Genomic DNA, 19,927 nt, shown 5'->3' with positions numbered 1-19,927 from the left:
AAAATCTACATCCACTATTCCATTATAAAGCAGCTGTGTAGATTTTTTGGCCGCGCGCTCACCGCATCACGGTGAAGCAATGAGGAGGGATGGCGCAGCCAAAATCCATGTCCATAACGGACCCTTACCTGGAGGCTGCCATGAGCCGTTCCCCGCTATTCACATCACTGCTTTTCTCTATTGGCCTGATCGGCACCTCGGCACAGTCGGCCGAGTATGCCCGCGCCGATCTCGTCACCGATCTCAGCAGGATGGGGATGATCTCCCTCAGGGGGATCCTGGGAAATCCCCAGGATGTCGAGCGGAGCATAGCCCATCAGGCAGACCAGCGCGGCGCCCGCTATTACCGCATTCTACACATGTGGGAAAGCGACGGTCAGCAGGGATGGCAGGCGACGGCCGCGCTCTACCGCTGAGCCGCCCGCCGCCCGCGACGCGCCTCGTTAGGCCTTGGCGCTACGCTGACGCACCACCTCAAACAGGCAGATACCGGTCGCTACCGAGACGTTAAGCGACGAGACGCTACCCGCCATCGGGATACTGATCAGCTCATCGCAGTGCTCACGGGTTAAGCGGCGCATACCATCGCCCTCCGCCCCCATCACCAGCGCCATCGCGCCGGTCATCCGGCTTTGATACAGGCTGTGATCTGCCTCGCCGGCGGTGCCGACGATCCAGATGTTCTCCTGCTGCAGCAGACGTATCGTGCGCGCCAGATTGGTGACTCGGATCAGCGGCACGTTTTCCGCCGCGCCGCAGGCAACCTTTTTGGCGGTCGCATTCAGCTGAGCGGAGCGGTCACGCGGCACAATCACCGCATCCACACCGGCGGCGTCGGCGCTGCGCAGGCAGGCGCCCAGATTATGCGGATCCGTGACCCCATCGAGGATCAGCAGGAACGGCGGGTGCTCGAGCCCGGCTAGCAGGTCCGGCAGATCGTTTTCCTGATACTGTCGTCCCGGCTTCACGCGTGCCACGATCCCCTGGTGTACCGCCCCTTCGACCTTCTCATCCAGCCACTGACGCTGGGCGACCTGTACCCGGATACCACACTCCTCCAGCTGCTGCAGCAGCGGCAGCAGCCGACGGTCCTCGCGTCCCTTCATCACGAATACGTCGAGGAAGCGCTGCGGATCCTGCTCCAGCAGGGCCTTAACGGCATGAATACCGTAAATGATTTCACTCATAATTATCTGGTTTATTGCTCACCGCCGCCCCCCAAGGGGCCGGCGTTATGATGGGTTAATCGACAATAGGGATATCGTCCGTATCGCGCATTAGTCGGTCGTTTTCTTCCGCGCCCGCTTGGCCTTGGTCGACGCGGCGATGTTACGCGTCTGAACCGACGGCTTTTTACCTTTGCCTTTTCCCCTGCCTTTCTTGGCGGGTGCGGCCTCATCGCCGCGGCGCTGAACGCTATCCGACGCAAAATTGGCCGGCATCTTACCACCGCGTCGGGCGCTGCGCGACGGCTTCTTCTCCGCCCCGCCGTTCGCCTGACGCGCCTTGTTCCGGGCCGTCTTCCCCGCGCCGCGCACGCCGCGCGCCGTCGAGATCAGGGCGAAGTCGATCTTGCGCTCATCCAGATGCACCGCGTCGACCTTCACCTCGACCTTATCGCCCAACCGATAGACCTGACCGGAGGACTCCCCGATCAGGCGCTGACCTATTTGATCAAAACGGTAATAGTCGTTATCCAGGGTCGATACATGCACCAGCCCATCGATAAACAGATCGTCGAGACGGACAAAGAAGCCAAAGCCGGTAACGCTGGTGATGATGCCGCCGTAGGTCTGGCCGACATGATCCTGCATAAAATCACACTTCAGCCAGTCGGAGACATCGCGCGTCGCCTCATCGGCGCGCCGCTCCGTCATAGAGCAGTGCTCCCCCAGCTGCAGCATGTCTTCCGTGTGGTAATGCCAGCCGCCACTCGGCGTCCAACGCTCAGCATGGCCATGCTCACTCGCCAGCAGGTATTTAATACCGCGGTGCAACGACAGATCAGGATAGCGACGGATCGGCGAGGTAAAGTGAGCATAAGCCTGCAGCGCCAGACCGAAGTGGCCGCGGTTTTCCGGATCGTATACTGCCTGCTTCATTGAACGCAGCAGCATGGTTTGCAGCATCTCATGGTCGGGACGATCCGCTACCTTGTCCATCAGCAGAGCATAGTCCTTCGGCTCCGGCTGGGTTCCGCCCCCCAGGGAGAGCCCCAGCTCCGCTAGGACGCTGCGCAGCGCCATCACATGGTCTTCACTGGGCTTATCATGAATACGGAACAGCACCGGCTCGTGGTTTTTCTCCATAAAGCGCGCCGCCGAGATATTGGCCAGGATCATACACTCTTCGATCAGCTTATGGGCATCGTTGCGTACCGTGGGCTCGATACGCTCGATACGACGCTCGGCATTGAAGATAAACTTGGCCTCTTCGGTTTCAAAAGAGATGCCGCCGCGCTCTGCGCGGGCATGATCCAGCGCCTTATACAGCGCATGCAGCTCCTCCAGTGGCTTGACCAGCGCATGGTACTGCGCCCGCAGGTCCGGATCTCCGGCCAGGATATGCGCCACCTTGGTGTAGGTCAGACGCGCGTGAGAGCTCATCACCGCCTCATAAAACTTATAGGAGGAGAGGCGTCCGCTGGCGGCAATGGTCATTTCACACACCATGCACAGACGATCGACCTGCGGGTTCAGGGAGCACAGTCCGTTGGATAGTACCTCTGGCAGCATCGGCACCACCTGAGAGGGAAAGTACACCGAGTTGCCGCGGCTGCGCGCCTCGTGGTCCAGTGCGGTATTGGGTCGCACATAGTAGCTGACATCGGCAATGGCAACCCACAGACGCCAGCCACCGCCGCGTTTCTTCTCGCAATACACCGCATCGTCGAAATCACGCGCATCCTCACCGTCAATGGTGACCAGCGGCAGATCGCGCAAATCAATACGTCCCACCTTCGCGGCCTCGGGAACCTCTTCGCACAGTTCAGCCACCTGGCGCTCAACCAAATCCGGCCAGGCGTGGGGAATATCATGGCTGCGCAGGGCGATATCGACCGCCATACCGGTGCCCATATTGTCACCGAGCACCTCAACGATCTTCCCGACCGCCTTGGTGCGCCGCGTCGGACGCTGGGTCAGCTCGACCACCACCACATAGCCCATACGGGCACCAGCGATGGCATCCGATGGGATAAGAATATCAAAACTCAGACGGCCATCGTCCGGCACCACAAAACCGGTACCGGCGTCGGTAAAGTAGCGCCCGACGATCAGCCCGGTGCGCGACTCCACCACGCGTACCACGCGTACCTCTTTGCGCCCGCGCCGATCGGTACCGGTTACCTGCGCCAAGATCTCGTCGCCGTGCATGCACATCTTCATCTGCTCCGGCGACAGATAGAGATCCTCTTTCTGCCCCTCACTGCGCAGGAAGCCGAAGCCATCGCGGTGACCAATCACCGTTCCTTTAATCAAATCAAGACGCTCTGGCAAGGCATAGCACTGGCGGCGGGTAAAAATCAGCTGCCCGTCACGCTCCATGGCGCGCAGGCGACGACGCAATGCCTCCAGGGCCTCTTCACTGCTCAGCGCCAGCTCCTGGGCCAGCTCCTCTCGGCTGGCAGGCGTCTTGCGCTTGGCCAGATGCATCAAAATAAATTCACGGCTGGGGATCGGGGAGGCGTACTTTTCAGCTTCACGTTCCAAATAGGGATCTTGTGACATTGGGGTTCCTCCGTTGTCATCAGCATTCTGCCGCCGGCGCTATACCAACAACAGTTTATAAAGCGGTGGGTTATGTTCGATCAGATCGGCCAGGGTACATTGATCCAGCTCTGTCAGAAAGGCATCCGTAGCCCGACGCAGCACCTGCTTCAGGCGACACGCCGGGGTAATGTGGCAAAATGCCTGCGAACAGTTAACCAGCGTCAGCGGCTCCAGCTCCCGTACCACGTCGCCAATACGGATCTCGCTCGCCGGCCGCCCCAGGCGGATCCCACCATGTTTACCGCGCACCGCAGTCACGAATCCGGCCCGGCTCAGCTGGTTGATTATCTTGACCATATGATTGCGCGACACCCCATAGACCGCCGTTACCTGAGTGATACTGGTCATCTGCCCTTCCGGCAGCGCCGCCATGTATACCAAGGCACGCAATCCAAAATCGGTAAAACTGGTTAACTGCACGAATACCTCTATTCATCATGCCGCGTTACCGGCCGGTAACGAAGATGGGAGCGGCGCGCAGGCCAGCTCATCTCGCCCGTCAATGCGGAAAATGCACCCTGCCCGGCCTACCCACGATCACCGCATGCAGCGGGCGCTGCAGCGAGGCACACCCTATACTGGATAATAAACCAGCCGGATGAAAGCGACTAATTTATTTAATAAGAACGGTGGATATCGCAACGGCGGGGAGTCGCTCAAAACAACAAACCGGCCATAAGGCCGGTTTGTTGAATAACGCATCGGGTCATTAAGCATCGAACGGATGACGCAGCACGATGGTCTCTTCACGGTCCGGACCGGTAGAGATGATATCGACCGGCACACCGGTAACTTCTTCAATACGTTTGATGTAGTTCAGTGCCGCCTGCGGCAGCCCGTCACGCAACTTCACGCCGAAGGTGCTCTCTTTCCAGCCCGGCAGCACTTCGTAGATCGGCTCTATGCCTTCCCAGCCCTCAGCAGCCAACGGCGTTACATCGACTTCGCGGCCATCCGGCAGGCGATAGCCTACGCAGATTTTCACTTCATCCAGGCCGTCCAGCACATCCAGCTTGGTCAGGCAGAAGCCAGACAGCGAGTTCAGCTCTACGGCGCGGCGCACGGCAACGGCGTCCAGCCAGCCGGTACGGCGGCGGCGACCGGTGGTGGCACCAAACTCGTTACCCTTCTCGCACAGGAACTCACCGACGCTATCGAACAGCTCAGTCGGGAACGGACCGGCGCCCACGCGGGTAGAGTACGCCTTGACGATACCCAGCACATAGTCCACGCAGCGCGGGCCGATACCGGAGCCGGTCGCGACGCCACCAGCGGTCGTGTTGGAGGAGGTCACGTACGGATAGGTACCGTGGTCGATATCCAGCAGGGTGCCCTGGGCACCTTCGAACATCACATATTCGCCGTTGCGATAGGCCTTGTTCAGCAGATCGGCAACGTCAACCACCATGCTGGTCAGCAGATCGGCAACCGCCATCACTTCATCCAGCACGCTCTGGTAATCAACGGCATCGACGTGGTAGTAGTTCACCAGCTGGAAGTTATGGTACTCCATAATCTCTTTCAGCTTAACGGCGAAGCTGGCTTTATCAAACAGGTCGCCGACGCGCAGACCGCGGCGGGCCACTTTGTCTTCATAGGCCGGGCCAATGCCGCGACCGGTGGTGCCGATAGCCTTGGCGCCGCGTGCTTTCTCACGTGCATTGTCCAGCGCAACGTGATACGGCAGGATCAGCGGACAGGCTTCAGAGAGCAGCAGACGCTCGCGCACCGGTACACCGCGCGCTTCCAGCTCGGTCATTTCGCGCAGCAGCGCATCCGGCGCCAGAACAACGCCGTTGGCAATAATACTGACGACATTTTCGCGCAGAATACCTGAGGGAATCAGATGCAGAACGGTTTTTTCACCGTTAATGACTAGCGTATGGCCCGCGTTGTGCCCGCCCTGATAGCGTACAACATACTTGGCCCGTTCAGTTAAGAGGTCTACGACCTTACCTTTACCTTCGTCACCCCATTGGGTGCCCAGTACGACGACGTTCTTGCCCATTTTAGCTATTCACCACGTTGTTAAAAATGGATTCTACCACCTCATTTTTCAGCTTTCAGCTTTTTTCGCACACGATTGCGCAAATTTTGTCTGACATATCAGCCGCCGAGGCGACTACGCAACATGTAGTAGATAACCAGCCCAGCAACCACTAGACCTCCGCCATAGCGGCGCAATAAACCATCAGGCAGCTGCGCCATCGTGGCGATCATCCGTCGCCAGGCCTGCGGAAAGAGCATCGGCCCTAGCCCTTCAACGACCAAAACCAGCGCCAATGCCATCCAAATCGTCGAATTCATTTTTCCCCGCGAACGGTCGCACAGACCGAGTGTCTGAATAAAAGCGCGATTCTATAATCGACACGGTGGAATGCAAAAATAAAACCTGCGCTATCCGCAGCATGTCGCAATAGGGGGGAATTTTCAGAACACTCCTTAGCCAATCTCGCGCGACATCCGCTATAATCCGCCAACTTTTTTTTGGAGGCGATATGAAACCTGGGCGCAACCACTTCTTTGACATTCTGCGCGTCGTATCGGTGCTCTTTGTGATCACCTCGCACTACAGCTATATGTTCGATACCAGCACCGTTCTGACATTCCCGCGCGAATACCTGACGGCGGGCATCGGCCGCTTGGGCGTCTCGTTTTTCTTTATGATCTCCGGCGCGCTTGCCTACCTGTCGCTGCGCAAATACGCGGCCCACGAATACTATCTGCGCCGCATCTATTCGGTGCTGATCCCCTATAACATCGCCTACTTTGGCATGGCCCTGTTGCTACTGGCGCTGGGAATTTTCTTTACCTATCCCGGCAATCCGCTGGTCGAGGTTGGCCCCAACGGCACCCGCTCGGTGCTGGATATGCTGCCCTCGGTGCTTGGTTTTGACCACTATCTGCACGGCGTTTATGAAATTAAGACGGTGTACTTTACCGGAGAGTGGTTTATCGGCTGCATCATCCTGCTGTATGTCATTTCACCGCTGATCTACCGCGCCATTGTACGCTACCCGATGTGGACCATGCTGGCTACCGTCGCTATTACACTGATGGCCTATGACACCCGCGTGACCAACCCTTACTGGTCCGCCCAGGTACGGATCAGCGACTTTACCTTCGGGATGCTGTTTATCCACCTGCAGGCACAGTTCACCCGCTATGTGCGGCCGCTGGCACTGACCGGCGCCCTGCTGATCGCCGTAGGCGTCAGCTGGGCCCATATCAGCCACCAGCCGGTGCGTGAGGTGCTGTTCCCGCTGGCGCCGGTAAGCCTGCTGTTTGCTGTCGCCTTCTTCTTGATCGTTCAGGGCACCTATCAGCTGCTGCATCCGTGGCTCAGCCGGCCGCGGGCCAGCCAGATACTGCTCAGCCTGGCCTCCCGCGCCTACATCATCATGCTGTTACAACACGTGGTCGTGATCTTCCTCAACGCCAATCTGGACATGTCGGTGCTCAACGCCACCCAGGCAATTGCTCTGTACCTGATCGTGCTGGTTACCATTGAGCGGCTATCGGTCCTGTTCAAACCGCTGGCGGTGAAAACCGAACAGCTGCTGATGAACAAGACGCTGCGGCGCAGCACCCGGCAAATGCCGACCGCTTAACAGAGACTTGACCACCAGCAAAAGGGATACCCAAGGGTATCCCTTTTTCATATAGCCCCCATGCCGATGCTTTCACACGCACGCCGGGCGCCACGCGCGTGAGTTAGCACCACCGCCGTCAGCGATCCCTCTCTTCACCCTGTCGGGGAAGCTACCGGAGCACAAGCTCCTGAACATCGCATTACGCTGCCGGATAACTCAAGCAGGGTTTTATACAGAGAACAGACCCCATTACCTAACTGCAGGTTTTAAGATACAAAAAAGGGATGCCGCACCGGCATCCCTTCTCGCGTAACGCTTAACCCACGCTTACTTTGCGTTTTTGCCGCCGTCCGGCGACTTCATATACTTGAAGAAGTCGCTGTCCGGGCGCAGTACCATCACATCCTGTCCCCCCTTAAAGCTATTCTCATAGGCTTTCAGGCTGCGGATAAAGGCAAAGAAGTCCGGATCCTTACTGAAGGCATTGGCAAACAGCTTCGCTGCCTTAGCATCGCCCTCACCGCGAATGATACGGCCTTCACGCTCCGCTTCCGCCAGAGTACGGGTCACCTCATAGTCTGCGGTCGCGCGCAGCTTTTCAGCCTCTTCCTGTCCCTGTGAACGGTGACGACGGGCTACCGCCTCACGCTCGGCACGCATACGCTGATAGATAGCGTCGGACACCTCAGTCGGCAGGTTGATCTGCTTGATACGCACATCCACCACCTGGATCCCCAGAGCCGCCATACTGTTGGGGTTCACCGCCGGCTGCTTGCCGCTGGTCTCCCGTGCCACGCGCGCTGCCGCGCTGGCGATAGCGTCATCGGCCTCGGTCGGCGCCGCCGCATCGTCCACCGTACCGGTGTTCAGGGCATTACGCACGTCTTCCATCAGCTTACCACGCGAATCCGTCACGATATCCTTGATATCCAGACGGCCAATCTCGGAGCGCAGACGGTCGCTGAACTTACGCTTCAGCAGCACCTCGGCCTGCGACACATCGCCGCCGCCGGTCGCCAGATAGTAACGGCTGAAATCGCTGATACGCCACTTGATATAGGAGTCAACGATCAGGTCTTTCTTCTCTTTGGTCACGAAACGGTCGGCCTGGTTGTCCATCGTCTGGATACGGGCATCCAGCATCTTAACCGATTCGATAAAGGGTATCTTGAGATGCAGGCCAGGGGCATACACCAGCGGCTTGTTTTCATCATCGCGCAGCACCTTACCGAAACGCAGCACGATGCCACGCTGCCCCTCCTGAACCACAAACAGTGAAGCGTACAGCGCCACCAGCACGACGATGAGAATCACTAACAAAGACTTACGCATTAATAATCTCTCCCCAGTCGAGTGGTATCGTTACGCTGTGCGTTGACGCGACGCTGGTCCATCACGCTGCTGTCCGTGCTGCTGCCCGCGCTGACCGGCTTGCTGCTGGCCTGCGGCGGATTGAGCCGGATCAGGCTGGTATCTTTGCTGTCTCCGGCCTGGCTGGCGCCTTTATCGCCCGAGCGCATGATTTGATCCAGCGGCAGCACCATCAGGTTGTTGCTCTTATCATCTACCAGCACCTTGCGGGTATGACCCAGCACGCGCTCCATGGTCTCCAGATACAGACGCTCGCGGGTGATCTCCGGCGATGCCTTGTACTCCGGCAGCAGACGGGAGAAGCGCCCCACCTCACCCTGAGCCTCCAGCACGGTACGATCTTTATATGCCTTCGCATCTTCCAGGATACGCTGAGCCTGACCGTTAGCACGCGGCTGGACTTCGTTAGCGTAGGCTTCAGCCTCACGGATGTACTGCTGTTCGTTTTCACGCGCGGCAATGGCGTCGTCAAAGGCAGCCTTCACCTCTTCCGGCGGACGGGCCGCCTGGAAGTTCACATCCAGAATGGTGATTCCCATGTGGTACGGACGGATGATCTCCTCCAGCACCTTCTGGGTATCATTACGAATAACGGTACGCCCTTCCGTCAGGATGGTGTCCATGGTGTACTTGCCGATCACCGCGCGCAGGGCGCTGTCCGTAGCTTGACGCAGGCTGTCGTCGGCATTGGTCACGTTAAACAGATACTCTTCCGGATTGGTCACCCGGTACTGTACGTTCATCTCAACGCGCACGACGTTTTCGTCAGAGGTCAGCATGACCCCGGAGGCAGCCAGCTCACGCACCGACTCGACGTTAACCGGAATGACATCATCGATAAAGGTCGGCTTCCAATTCAGACCCGGTTGAACCAGGTGGCTGAACTTGCCAAAGCGGGTCACGACGCCACGCTCCGCTTCCTTGATGGTATAGAAGCCGCTGGCGGCCCAGATCACCACCACTGCCGCGACGGCCAGCCCCACCACTTTTTTACCGCCGATAGAGGAACGCGGGGTTCCTGCCGAGCCAGAACCGCCGCTTTTGCCGCCGCCCAGTCCGCCCAGCTTCTTACTCACTTTACGGAACAGATCATCCAGATCCGGAGGCCCCTGATCGCGCCCCCCTTTATTATTGTTGCCGCCGGAGTTGCCGCCATTATTATTGCTGCTCCCCCACGGGTCGCGGTTCTGTCCGTTATTACCGGGCTGATTCCACGCCATGCTTCGCTCCATTCTTCATTGATTGGTTTTCCCCAGGACTCAATCTATCAGGCAATTGCTAAACGATAAAGTTTATCAACTCCTGCTGCTGCTTGCAGAGACGACGCCAGTCAACGACCGGCATACGGACCTGTAGTCCGATGCTGCCATCCTCTTCAATCCATTCCTTTTCGATTGCCTGAAGCTGGTAAAAACGGCTGCGCAAACGCCCCGCCGCCGGCGGCAGACGCAGCGTATAGCTGGCAATCTCGCCGCCCAGACGTTCGCTTAACGCCTGGAATAACAAATCCATCCCGCTGGCCTGCTGGGCAGAAACCCAGACCCGCAGCGGACGGTTCTCTTCATCGCGATCGATGCGCGGGACAAAGTCCTGCAGCATGTCGATCTTGTTCATCACCAGCAGTACCGGGATCTCATCGGCCCCGATATCCGCCAGTACGGTATTGACCGCGTCAATATTCTCATCGACCCGCGCGTCCGATGCATCCACTACGTGTAATAAAAGTGAAGCCTGACGGGTTTCCAATAGCGTTGCCTTAAATGCCGCGACCAAATCGTGCGGCAAATGACGAATAAAGCCGACCGTATCGGCCAGCACCGTCGGCCCCACGTCATTAACCTCAACGCGGCGCAGGGTAGGATCGAGGGTCGCAAACAGCTGATCGGCTGCATAGACAGTCGCCGACGTCAACGTATTGAACAGCGTCGACTTGCCCGCGTTGGTATAGCCCACCAGCGAAACTGTCGGGATCTCGGCGCGCACCCGCGCCCGGCGTCCCTGCTCTCGCTGTTTCTCCACCTTCTCCAGACGCCCGAGGATCAAATGGATGCGATCGCGCAGCAGGCGACGGTCGGTCTCCAGCTGGGTCTCACCCGGACCGCGCAGGCCGATCCCCCCTTTCTGGCGCTCCAGGTGCGTCCAGCCGCGCACCAAGCGAGTCGCCAGATGGCGCAGCTGCGCCAGCTCAACCTGCAGCTTACCTTCATGGGTACGCGCCCGCTGGGCGAAGATATCCAGAATCAGCCCGGTGCGATCGATGACGCGGCACTGGCACAAACGTTCCAGGTTGCGCTCCTGCGCTGGCGACAGCGGGTGGTCGAACAGCACGACGGAGGCCTGGGTTTCAGCGACGGCCTGGGCAATTTCCTGCGCCTTGCCTTCGCCGACAAAATATTTGGGATGGGGAGCTTTGCGGCTACCGGTAATTACGCGCAGCGCCTGTACGCCGGCGGAGGAGACCAGCGATTCAAACTCGCTCAGATCTTCGCTATCTTTTTCCTGAGAAAAATAGATATGAACCAGTACGGCCTGTTCACCGGCTTCGTAACGGTCAAACAAAGGAGGAACCTCTCAAACGGCATAGCCCGATGAGAACGGAGAGCACAGATGACGGCACGCCATCACGGCTCCCCGACGGGACTGACCAACAATACGCCTTATTCAGCGTCATCGCTGCCCTGAGTGGGCTGAGACGCGGCCTGACCACCGTGATGGTAGCTGCTGCCTGCACTGCCCGTACCCGCATTGCCACTGTGGTGGGAAACCGGACGGGACGGAACAACGGTAGAGATCGCGTGTTTGTAGACCATCTGGCTGACCGTGTTCTTCAACAGAATGACAAACTGATCAAAAGACTCAATCTGACCTTGCAGCTTAATACCATTCACCAAATAGATCGAAACTGGGACACGTTCACGACGCAGCGCGTTCAAGAACGGGTCTTGTAAAGATTGCCCCTTAGCCATTCTATCTTTTCCTTATTTGCTAGTTGCTTGTTGTATATAACAATCGTTCAGTACTAAGAACCCGATGGTTCCAATCAAAAAAACTGCGTAAAAAATGCGCACGGTGTACTAATTTGTTCACAGGGCTGGGCAAACGCACAGCCATAGCCCAATTGTACACAATCAGTCAAGCGATGCACTAACAACCTGTGCCACGCAATCCAGCGCCTCAGCGGGCTTGTCGCTGTCCAGCCATTGCACTGACTCCCATCCACGCAACCAGGTCATCTGCCGCTTCGCCAACTGACGAGTGGCGCATACGCCACGATAAACCATCTCATCATAATCAATTTCACCGGCCAGATAGGACCACATCTGGCGGTAGCCGACGCAGCGTACCGAGGGCAGATCCGGATGCAGATCGTCGCGGGCAAACAGCCTGCGTGCCTCCTGCTCAAACCCGGCCTCCAGCATCTGCTGAAAGCGCAGCGCGATACGCTGGTGCAACAGTTCACGGCGCGACGGCGCGATGGCAAACTGGCTGACGGCGTAGGGCAACGCCTCCCCGCTCACGCGGGTCAGTTCAGTTAAAGTGTTACCCGAAACGAAAAAAACTTCCAGTGCGCGGCTCAGTCTCTGTGGATCATTCGGATGAATACGGGCAGCAGCGACCGGATCAATCCGCGCCAGCTCGCGGTGCAGCACCTCCCAGCCCTGCTCGCTCGCCTGCTGTTCAATGCGCGCCCGCACCGCGTCATCCGCCGGCGGCAGCGGCGACAACCCCTCCAGCAGCGCCTTATAGTAGAGCATGGTGCCGCCCACCAGCAGCGGAATGCGCCCCTGAGCGCTGATCTGCGCCATCTCACGCAGCGCATCGGCGCGAAAATCGGCGGCAGAGTAGCTCTGCGTCGGAGAGCGAATGTCGATCAGTCGGTGCGGCGCCCGCGCCAGCTCTTCGGCGCTGGGCTTGGCGGTGCCGATATCCATACCGCGATAGATCAGCGCCGAATCCACGCTGATGATCTCCACCGGGAAACGCTCGCGCAGCGCCATGGCCAGCGCGGTCTTACCCGAGGCGGTCGGCCCCATGATGAAAATTGCCGGGGGAAGTTTTTGCATCTGCTTATCGTTACTCATTCAGTTGTTCTTCCTGGCGCAATCGATCGACGCCGGGCTGTAAATCCAGCGGCTGCAGCAGCGCGCGGGGCGGCGACTGTACCAGCTGGGGACAGAGTCGTTCAAGATCGGCCAACAGTTGCACCGCCTGCGCCACCGTCCAAGGCGCCTCGTCAGCGCTGTGCCAGTGAGCAGCGAGCCAGTCCGCCAGCGATGCGGCGTCGCACACAGAGGCCGTCGCCAGATAGCGCAGCATCTGGGGGATCAGCCGCGGCAGATTTTGCTGTCGCAGCGGCAGCGGCACCGCATGCAGCAGCGCATGCTGGCGCTCTGGCTGCAGGCGGAGCCCCATCTGCTGCAGCAGCGGTTGCTGCGTCTTCAGCGCCTGCCGCTCTGCGGCCTCAAGGGTCAGACGCAACGGTACCAGCAGAGGCTGCGCCTTCAGCCCTTCATCCGGGGGCTGCAACTGGGCGCGCAGCAGGCAACGGCGCGCATGGAACAGACTGACCAGCGCCACGCCGCTGCGACACTCGGTCAAGGCGACCCCATCGGCGCACAGCGTCAGCACCCGCCCAAAGCTGTCGCCCGGCGCCCCGTTTTCCGCAGCGGTAGAGACCGCCACGGCGGGCGGCCCGGCCACCGTCACCGGCGCGCCGGGCGCGGCGACAAACGCGCTATCCGTCTCCGCTGCCGGGGCCGGGTTTGCCGCCAGCAGACGCTGATACAGTTCGCCCTCACGGCGACGGAAAATATCACCGGCAGGCATACGTGGTGCGGCCACATGCGCCGGCCGGGGCGCTGACGCGACCGGCGAAGAGGCCGGACGGTTAAACCGGTTTTCCCCCGCAGAAGCCCGATTTTCGACGCCCCGAGGCTCCTCGTCCCGCGCTGCGCCCGAGATCGCTGGCGTCGGGTCATCGTGAGCGCTGGCAACCTGCGCCTGCTGCAGCACTTCGACGACGGCCTGATAGATAAAATCGTGCACCAGACGCGCCTGATGAAAGCGCACCTCGTGCTTGGCCGGGTGGACGTTGACATCGACCTGACGGGGGTCGATCTCCAGATACAGCACATAGGCCGGTGGCATCTCATCGCTCAGGCGATCCTGGTAAGCCTGACGGATGGCATGGGTAATCAGCCGATCGCGCATCATCCGCCCGTTAACATAGCAATACTGCAGCTCGCCTATCTGGCGGATAGCCTGCGGCGCGGCTACCCAGCCGTGAATGGCCAGCTCGTCATGGCGCCACGTCAGCGCCAGCGCATGCTGTACAAACACCGGCCCGCAGATCGCGCCCAGGCGGCGCTCCCGCGCGTCACCCTCCTTGACCGCCCGGTACTGGCGCACTGTTTTACCGTTATGCTGCAGCGTCAGAGTAATGTCAAAGCGGGCCAAGGCAATCCGCCGCACCACCTCGTCGATATGGGCAAACTCGGTCTTCTCGGTACGCAGGAACTTGCGCCGGGCCGGGGTGTTGTAGAACAGATCCAGCACCTCTACCGTAGTGCCGACCGGGTGCGCTGATGGCTTGACCATCACCGCCATCTCCCGCCCTTCGGCATAGGCCTGCCAGGCCTCCGCCTGCCCTTCGGGACGCGAGGTCATCGTCAGACGGGATACCGAGCTGATGCTGGCCAACGCCTCGCCGCGAAACCCCAGGCTGACGATCGCCTCAAGATCGTCCAACGTACTGATCTTACTGGTGGCATGCCGAGCCAGCGCCAGCGCCAGCTCCGCCTTGCCGATACCGCCGCCGTTATCCCGGATACGGATCAGCTTGGCACCGCCGCGCTCAATATCGATATCGATGCGGGTCGCGCCGGCATCCAGACTGTTCTCCACCAGCTCTTTGACCACCGATGCCGGACGCTCCACCACCTCGCCGGCGGCAATTTGATTCGCCAGCTGCGGCGGCAGGATCTGAATCGGCATAGGGATCTCCTTCAGGTTAACGCGACGGGATGCGCAGCCGTTGCCCCAGCTGCACCCCGTCGCTCTTCATCTTATTGGCCTGACGCAGGGCATCCATGCTAACCCCATAGTGGGCCGCAATGCGCGTCAGGGTATCACCGCGCTTCACCAGATGGATACGCGGAACGCTGGCCGTGGCGGGCTGGGCACTACCGCCGACGCTCGGCACCTTCAGCCGCTGCCCGACCCAGACCCCCTCTTTTTTCAGGTTATTGAGCCGCATCATCCCGCTCAGGGTCGAGCCATAGCGATTGGCGATCCCCAGTAGCGTCTCCCCACGCTTCACCACATGAATCCCGCTGGCAGAAGACGCTGCCGCCGCTGCGTTACCGGCAGCGCTGGCTTGCTGCGGTCGGTTTTCCACCTTTGGGCCGCTTTGCAACGGATGCGCCAGAAAGTAGCTGCGCACCCCCAGATAGATAGCCCGGGCAATCCGCTCCTGATGCTGGCCACTTCCCAGCTGGCGCTCCCCTTCGCTGTTGCTGATAAACCCGGTCTCCACCAGCAGGGAGGGAATATCCGGCGAGCGCAGTACCCCAAGACTGGCATGCTCCGGATCGCGCTTATGCAGGCGCACCACGCTTTGCATTTGGCGCAGCACCTGTACCGCCACATCATAGCCTACCCGCTGCGAGTGGCCGAACTGCAGATCGAGCACCGTCTGACTCAGGTATTTATCCTGATTACTGTTAGCCAGCACGTCTCCGGCACCACCCAACAGCTCAGACTGTTTTTCATGCTGCTCCAGCCACCCGGCCATCTCACTATTGGCCCGTCGGTTCGAGAGCACCCATACGGATGCACCGTTCGCGCTGCGATTGGGCGCCGCATCGGCATGGATCGAAATCAACAGGTTCGCCTTCTGGCGGCGGGCGACGTCCGAACGCCCCATCACGGAGATAAAGTAGTCGCCGCCACGGGTCAGCACCGGCTGAAACATCGGATCGTCATCCATCAATCCCTGCAGACGCCGCGCGATCGCCAACGTGACATCTTTTTCCCGCAGTCCATCCTGACCGATGGCACCGGGATCCTGTCCCCCGTGCCCGGCATCGATCGCCACGACAATCTGCGAGCCGTCATAGCGCCCGGATTTTTTTACCGCGCTCACCGGTACCGATGGCAGCGGAGCCGCCGCGGGCACCGCCTGACGCGGGCGGGAGTGGAGTGAATTTTTACCCGCCGAGGCGGGTGGGGGCGCCGGAGCGACAGCCGCCCGGCTTTCCGCCCGCAGCGTCAGCACGGCACGGTTACCACGGCGCGTCACCGAAACCCGGGGACGCGCCGTGGTGTCCAGCACCAGTAGTACCTTACCAGCGCGCTGCTCACCGCCATCCCGGATCCGGCTGAGCATATTCTCTCCGCTGAACTGCATCGGCAGACCACCGGTGATCCGTTTGCTGTTGGCGATCTCAACCAGCACCCGATCCGGACTACGCTCAACGCGCTGACTCAGCTCAGGGGGAGCATTAAAGGTCAGCGTCACCACCGCCTGACGCTCACCGTTGCTCACCTGAATATTGGTCAGCTGGGCGGCACCGGCCATCGTAGCCAAACACCATCCCAGCGCCAGGGGTAACGTAATACGCAAAAAACGCTGCAACACCCTCATCCGTGCCCGTCCCTTATTGCCCGTCCAATGCAGCCAAAACGCCCTGGCCATGTACGCTGTGCGCTTCAATCACCGCCTGGCGGCCACCGTCGGTATAGGTCAGATGCAGGGTGATATCCGGCTCCGGTAAAAAGCCCATTCCCTGCTGCGGCCACTCCACCAGCAGCAGCGCATCCTGGGCAAAGTAGTCGCGGATCCCCATAAACTCCAGCTCTTCGGGATCGGCTAAGCGATACAGATCAAAGTGATACACCGGACGCGGCGCGAGCGGATAGGGCTCCACCAGCGTATAGGTCGGGCTTTTCACCGTTCCCTGATGCCCCATGGCCTGCAGAAAACCGCGGCTGAAGGTGGTTTTGCCCGCCCCCAGATCGCCGTACAGATAAATTACAGTGGCACGCTGACAGGCCCGCGCCAACGCGCCGCCCAGGACAATGGTTGCCGCTTCATCCGGCAATTGCAGTACGATACTTGTCATAGTTGTGTTATGCGTTCTGGTAGTTCAAATTCAAGGGTTGGCCCAGCGCCTGATCTCAGGCAGCAAGTCACTGGCCAGCATACCCCGCTCGCCGTCGCGCAGCGCAGCGGCGTCGGCCGCCACGCCGTGTAACACGGCGCCGGCGCAGGCTGCATCATACAGCGTGAGCTTTTGCGCCAGCAAACCGCCAATGATACCAGAGAGTATGTCACCCATACCGCCACTTGCCATCCCAGGATTACCGACATCAGCAATTGCGCAGCGCGCATCATCCGCGATCAGCGTACCCGCGCCCTTGAGAAGCGCCACCCCGCCATAGCGACGCTGTAGCGCCCGCACCGCCGCGGGCCGATCGTTTTCCACATCGGCAATGCCGCAGCCGAGCAGACGTGCCGCCTCGCCGGGGTGTGGCGTCATCACCCGCCATTCACAGACGCTGGGCGCGCCGGACAGCAGGTTCAGGGCGTCGGCATCCCACAGCATCGGCTTACGCACCGATGCCAGCGCGGCCAAGACCATCTGCCCCCACTCGCCCTGCCCCAGCCCCGGGCCCACGACCACCGCCTCGGCCCAGCTCAGCGCCTCCCTCAGCGTATCCCGGCTCAGCGCCTTCACCATCAGCTCTGGCGCTGCGGCCAGCAGCGGAGCTACGTGCTCCCCACGGGTCAATACCCTGACCAGTCCGGCGCCGCTGCGCAGTGCGGCCTGCCCGGCCAGACGAATCGCCCCCCCCATACCGCTATCGCCTCCGATCAGCAGCAGCCGGCCGTTATCCCCCTTATGCGCCAGCGGCGATCTCGGTGCCAGCCAACGCGGCAGACAGTGCCCATCCAGGCGCTGCAGCGGCCAGTCCTGCTGCGCCAGCCACACCGTCAACCCCAGCGGATCGCAGTGCAGCTGCCCGACGACCGCACGCGCCAGCCCGGTCAACAGCCCCGGCTTGAGACAGATAAAGCTCTGGGTATGATCGGCCCGCACCACGGCGCCGGCCGCCGCGCCCGTATCAGCATTCAGCCCGGAGGGCAGATCGATGGAGAGCACCGGCGCAGAATGGGCATTTATCGCGCTAATCAGCGCATCATAGGGGGCTCGCGGCGCGGACGACAGACCGATGCCCAGCAGCGCATCCACGATCACCTCTGCCGCCGGCAGGGGCAGCGATGCCGCGATCTCGCTGCCGCCGCACTGCAACCACTGCGCACGGGCCTGCTGCGCCTCCGGCGGCAGGGGAGAGTCCCCCGCCACCGCCATCAGCGTGACCTGCAGGCCGCTGGCGCGCGCCAGGCGCGCGATCACATAGCCATCGCCGCCGTTATTACCGCGACCGCACAGGATCAGCCAGCGGCGGGAGGTGGGGTAGCACTGGCGCCCGCGGTTAAAGGCAGCCAGACCGGCGCGCTGCATCAGCGTCGCCAGCGCGATCCCCTGCGCCGCGACCGCGCGCGTCTCGGCGTCGCGAACCCAGTCCGCTGGCGCCACATAGTGTGATAAACTGTCGATGTTCCGGTTGCAAGAATGGCCCATCATGACTCATCCCCTCGATCTGCATCAATTAGCCCAACATATCAAGCAATGGGGTCTATCGCTAGGCTTCCAGCAGGTCGGGATCGGCGATACGGATCTCCGCGCCGAAGAGGCGCCGCTGCAGGCGTGGCTGGACAGCGGCTACCATGGAGATATGGCGTGGATGGCGCGCCACGGTATGATGCGCGCCCGGCCGGCCGAGCTGCTGCCCGGCACGCTGCGGGTGATTAGCGTGCGCATGAACTACCTGCCGCCCAGCGCCGCCTTTGCCTCGACCCTGAAAGATCCGACACTGGGCTACATCAGCCGCTATGCGCTGGGTCGCGACTACCATAAGGTGCTGCGCGCCCGGCTAAAAAAGCTGGGCGAAATGATCCAGGCATACTGCGGTGAACTCCGCTTCCGCCCCTTCGTGGACTCGGCGCCGCTGCTGGAGCGCCCGCTGGCTGCCAAGGCGGGACTGGGCTGGACAGGGAAACATTCGCTGCTGCTCAACCCGCAGGCCGGCTCCTGGTTCTTTCTCGGCGAACTGTTAATCGATCTGCCGCTGCCCGTCGATACGCCGCAGACGGCGCAGTGCGGCCGCTGCGTCGCCTGTATCACCACCTGCCCGACCGACGCCATCGTCGCCCCCTATAAGGTCGACGCGCGCCGCTGCATCTCCTATCTGACGATCGAGCTGGAGGGCGCCATCCCCGAGGCGCTGCGGCCCCTGCTCGGTAACCGCATCTACGGCTGCGATGACTGCCAGATGATTTGCCCGTGGAACCGCCTGGCCCCGCTGAGCGAGGAGGCCGATTTTCTGCCGCGGGCGGCGCTGCACGCGCCACCGCTAACCATCCTGTTCGCCTGGGATGAGACGACCTTTCTGCGGATGACCGAAGGCTCGCCCATTCGGCGCATCGGCTATCAGCGCTGGCTGCGCAACCTGAGCGTCGCCTTGGGCAACGCGCCCTATGATGCCCATATCGTCACCCTGCTACAGCAGCGCCTGGGCGTCAGCGCGCTGTTGGATGAGCATATTCACTGGGCGCTGGCGCAGCAGCTGCAAAAACGCGCAGCGCAAGCGGTAGAGGTTGTCAGCAGTCAGCAGCGCCGGCTTATTCGCGCAGTAGAGAAAGGGCTGCCGCGCGACGCCTGACGGCAAAAAAGCGCAGGCCCCGTCGGCACAGCGCTGTGCATAAAAATAGAATTCTTTTGTTATTCAATCCACACTGCGTGCGCAAACGTTCCACTTCACTATTTTCATTACAATTTATTATTTTATATCAATGAATTAAATTGCAGTGTGTTTTTTGTATGCCAGCGCGGATGGCGAGGAAAATCGGCAAAGCTGTGGATAAGTCTGTTTATGAAATTGTGAACAGTCACGGCGGGCACCGTCTGTCGACGCTGTTGATAAATCAGATGAGAAAAAAAGAGAAGAAAATTGGAGCGGGAAACGAGACTCGAACTCGCGACCCCAACCTTGGCAAGGTTGTGCTCTACCAACTGAGCTATTCCCGCAGAGTGATGCTTCTGGCATCGACACCATAACAGTAATGGT

General features: G+C 60.4%; 17 protein-coding genes and 1 tRNA gene. 3 read left to right on the top strand and 15 right to left on the bottom strand.

From position 1 onward, the window contains the following. The first annotated feature begins 140 nt into the window (after window positions 1–140). Window positions 141–416, top strand: coding sequence for a YdgH/BhsA/McbA family protein (locus tag EIEH_RS13955; protein WP_015869862.1), 276 nt, complete (start codon window positions 141–143; stop codon window positions 414–416). A gap of 27 nt (window positions 417–443) precedes the next feature. Here EIEH_RS13955 and rlmB read toward each other — a convergent pair whose 3' ends face one another. The 5 genes from rlmB to EIEH_RS13930 all read right to left on the bottom strand — a co-directional run bounded on the left by rlmB (window position 444) and on the right by EIEH_RS13930 (window position 6,077). Further along, the gene (gene rlmB, locus EIEH_RS13950) at window positions 444–1,187 is read right to left on the bottom strand and encodes a 23S rRNA (guanosine(2251)-2'-O)-methyltransferase RlmB (protein WP_015869861.1); all 744 of its coding nucleotides are present in this window, start codon (window positions 1,185–1,187) and stop codon (window positions 444–446) included. A gap of 90 nt (window positions 1,188–1,277) precedes the next feature. Beyond that, on the bottom strand, window positions 1,278–3,728 hold the full coding sequence (rnr, locus tag EIEH_RS13945; RefSeq protein ID WP_015869860.1) for a ribonuclease R: 2,451 nt from the start codon (window positions 3,726–3,728) through the stop codon (window positions 1,278–1,280). 39 nt (window positions 3,729–3,767) lie between these two features. Beyond that, on the bottom strand, window positions 3,768–4,190 hold the full coding sequence (gene nsrR / locus EIEH_RS13940; RefSeq protein WP_015869859.1) for a nitric oxide-sensing transcriptional repressor NsrR: 423 nt from the start codon (window positions 4,188–4,190) through the stop codon (window positions 3,768–3,770). A 289-nt stretch (window positions 4,191–4,479) separates the two neighbouring features. Then, a complete protein-coding gene (locus EIEH_RS13935) occupies window positions 4,480–5,778 on the bottom strand; it encodes an adenylosuccinate synthase (protein WP_015869857.1) in 1,299 nt (432 codons plus the stop codon). Between the two features lie 98 nt (window positions 5,779–5,876). Continuing rightward, window positions 5,877–6,077, bottom strand: a complete 201-nt coding sequence (locus EIEH_RS13930) for a DUF2065 domain-containing protein (protein WP_015460798.1) — start codon at window positions 6,075–6,077, stop codon at window positions 5,877–5,879. Between the two features lie 191 nt (window positions 6,078–6,268). On the opposite strand from EIEH_RS13930, the gene EIEH_RS13925 reads away from it, so the two are divergent. Beyond that, on the top strand, window positions 6,269–7,381 hold the full coding sequence (locus tag EIEH_RS13925; RefSeq protein ID WP_015869856.1) for an acyltransferase family protein: 1,113 nt from the start codon (window positions 6,269–6,271) through the stop codon (window positions 7,379–7,381). 309 nt (window positions 7,382–7,690) lie between these two features. Here EIEH_RS13925 and hflC read toward each other — a convergent pair whose 3' ends face one another. The 9 genes from hflC to nnr all read right to left on the bottom strand — a co-directional run bounded on the left by hflC (window position 7,691) and on the right by nnr (window position 18,384). Further along, on the bottom strand, window positions 7,691–8,695 hold the full coding sequence (gene hflC, locus EIEH_RS13920; protein ID WP_015869855.1) for a protease modulator HflC: 1,005 nt from the start codon (window positions 8,693–8,695) through the stop codon (window positions 7,691–7,693). Further along, window positions 8,695–9,954: an FtsH protease activity modulator HflK gene (gene hflK, locus EIEH_RS13915; protein ID WP_015869854.1), complete on the bottom strand. Its 1,260-nt coding sequence runs from the start codon at window positions 9,952–9,954 to the stop codon at window positions 8,695–8,697. Before hflK ends, hflC begins: the two co-directional genes overlap by 1 nt. A 58-nt stretch (window positions 9,955–10,012) precedes the next feature. Then, window positions 10,013–11,293, bottom strand: coding sequence for a ribosome rescue GTPase HflX (gene hflX, locus EIEH_RS13910; protein ID WP_015869853.1), 1,281 nt, complete (start codon window positions 11,291–11,293; stop codon window positions 10,013–10,015). 98 nt (window positions 11,294–11,391) lie between these two features. After that, on the bottom strand, window positions 11,392–11,700 hold the full coding sequence (gene hfq, locus EIEH_RS13905) for an RNA chaperone Hfq (protein WP_014524170.1): 309 nt from the start codon (window positions 11,698–11,700) through the stop codon (window positions 11,392–11,394). A 162-nt stretch (window positions 11,701–11,862) separates the two neighbouring features. Next, window positions 11,863–12,816, bottom strand: coding sequence for a tRNA (adenosine(37)-N6)-dimethylallyltransferase MiaA (gene miaA, locus EIEH_RS13900; RefSeq protein WP_015869852.1), 954 nt, complete (start codon window positions 12,814–12,816; stop codon window positions 11,863–11,865). Next, on the bottom strand, window positions 12,809–14,728 hold the full coding sequence (mutL, locus tag EIEH_RS13895) for a DNA mismatch repair endonuclease MutL (RefSeq protein ID WP_015869851.1): 1,920 nt from the start codon (window positions 14,726–14,728) through the stop codon (window positions 12,809–12,811). Before mutL ends, miaA begins: the two co-directional genes overlap by 8 nt. A 16-nt stretch (window positions 14,729–14,744) precedes the next feature. Further along, a complete protein-coding gene (gene amiB, locus EIEH_RS13890) occupies window positions 14,745–16,313 on the bottom strand; it encodes an N-acetylmuramoyl-L-alanine amidase AmiB (RefSeq protein ID WP_172468374.1) in 1,569 nt (522 codons plus the stop codon). Between the two features lie 79 nt (window positions 16,314–16,392). Beyond that, complete coding sequence (gene tsaE, locus EIEH_RS13885) at window positions 16,393–16,857, bottom strand: tRNA (adenosine(37)-N6)-threonylcarbamoyltransferase complex ATPase subunit type 1 TsaE (RefSeq protein ID WP_015869849.1); 465 nt, start codon at window positions 16,855–16,857, stop codon at window positions 16,393–16,395. Window positions 16,858–16,887: 30 nt separating this feature from the next. Continuing rightward, window positions 16,888–18,384: a bifunctional ADP-dependent NAD(P)H-hydrate dehydratase/NAD(P)H-hydrate epimerase gene (gene nnr / locus EIEH_RS13880; protein WP_035610004.1), complete on the bottom strand. Its 1,497-nt coding sequence runs from the start codon at window positions 18,382–18,384 to the stop codon at window positions 16,888–16,890. Between nnr and queG the strand changes: the two genes are divergently transcribed. After that, on the top strand, window positions 18,383–19,522 hold the full coding sequence (gene queG / locus EIEH_RS13875) for a tRNA epoxyqueuosine(34) reductase QueG (RefSeq protein ID WP_015869847.1): 1,140 nt from the start codon (window positions 18,383–18,385) through the stop codon (window positions 19,520–19,522). The two genes, nnr and queG, sit on opposite strands and share 2 nt — an antisense overlap. A 289-nt stretch (window positions 19,523–19,811) precedes the next feature. Here the strand turns inward: queG and EIEH_RS13870 are convergent. Beyond that, a tRNA-Gly gene (locus tag EIEH_RS13870) sits at window positions 19,812–19,887 on the bottom strand. Between the last annotated feature and the right edge of the window lie 40 nt (window positions 19,888–19,927).

Source organism: Edwardsiella ictaluri ATCC 33202 (assembly GCF_000264785.1).
GTDB classification, from domain to species: Bacteria; Pseudomonadota; Gammaproteobacteria; order Enterobacterales; family Enterobacteriaceae; genus Edwardsiella; species Edwardsiella ictaluri.
This window is presented reverse-complemented; position numbering and strand designations above follow the sequence as displayed.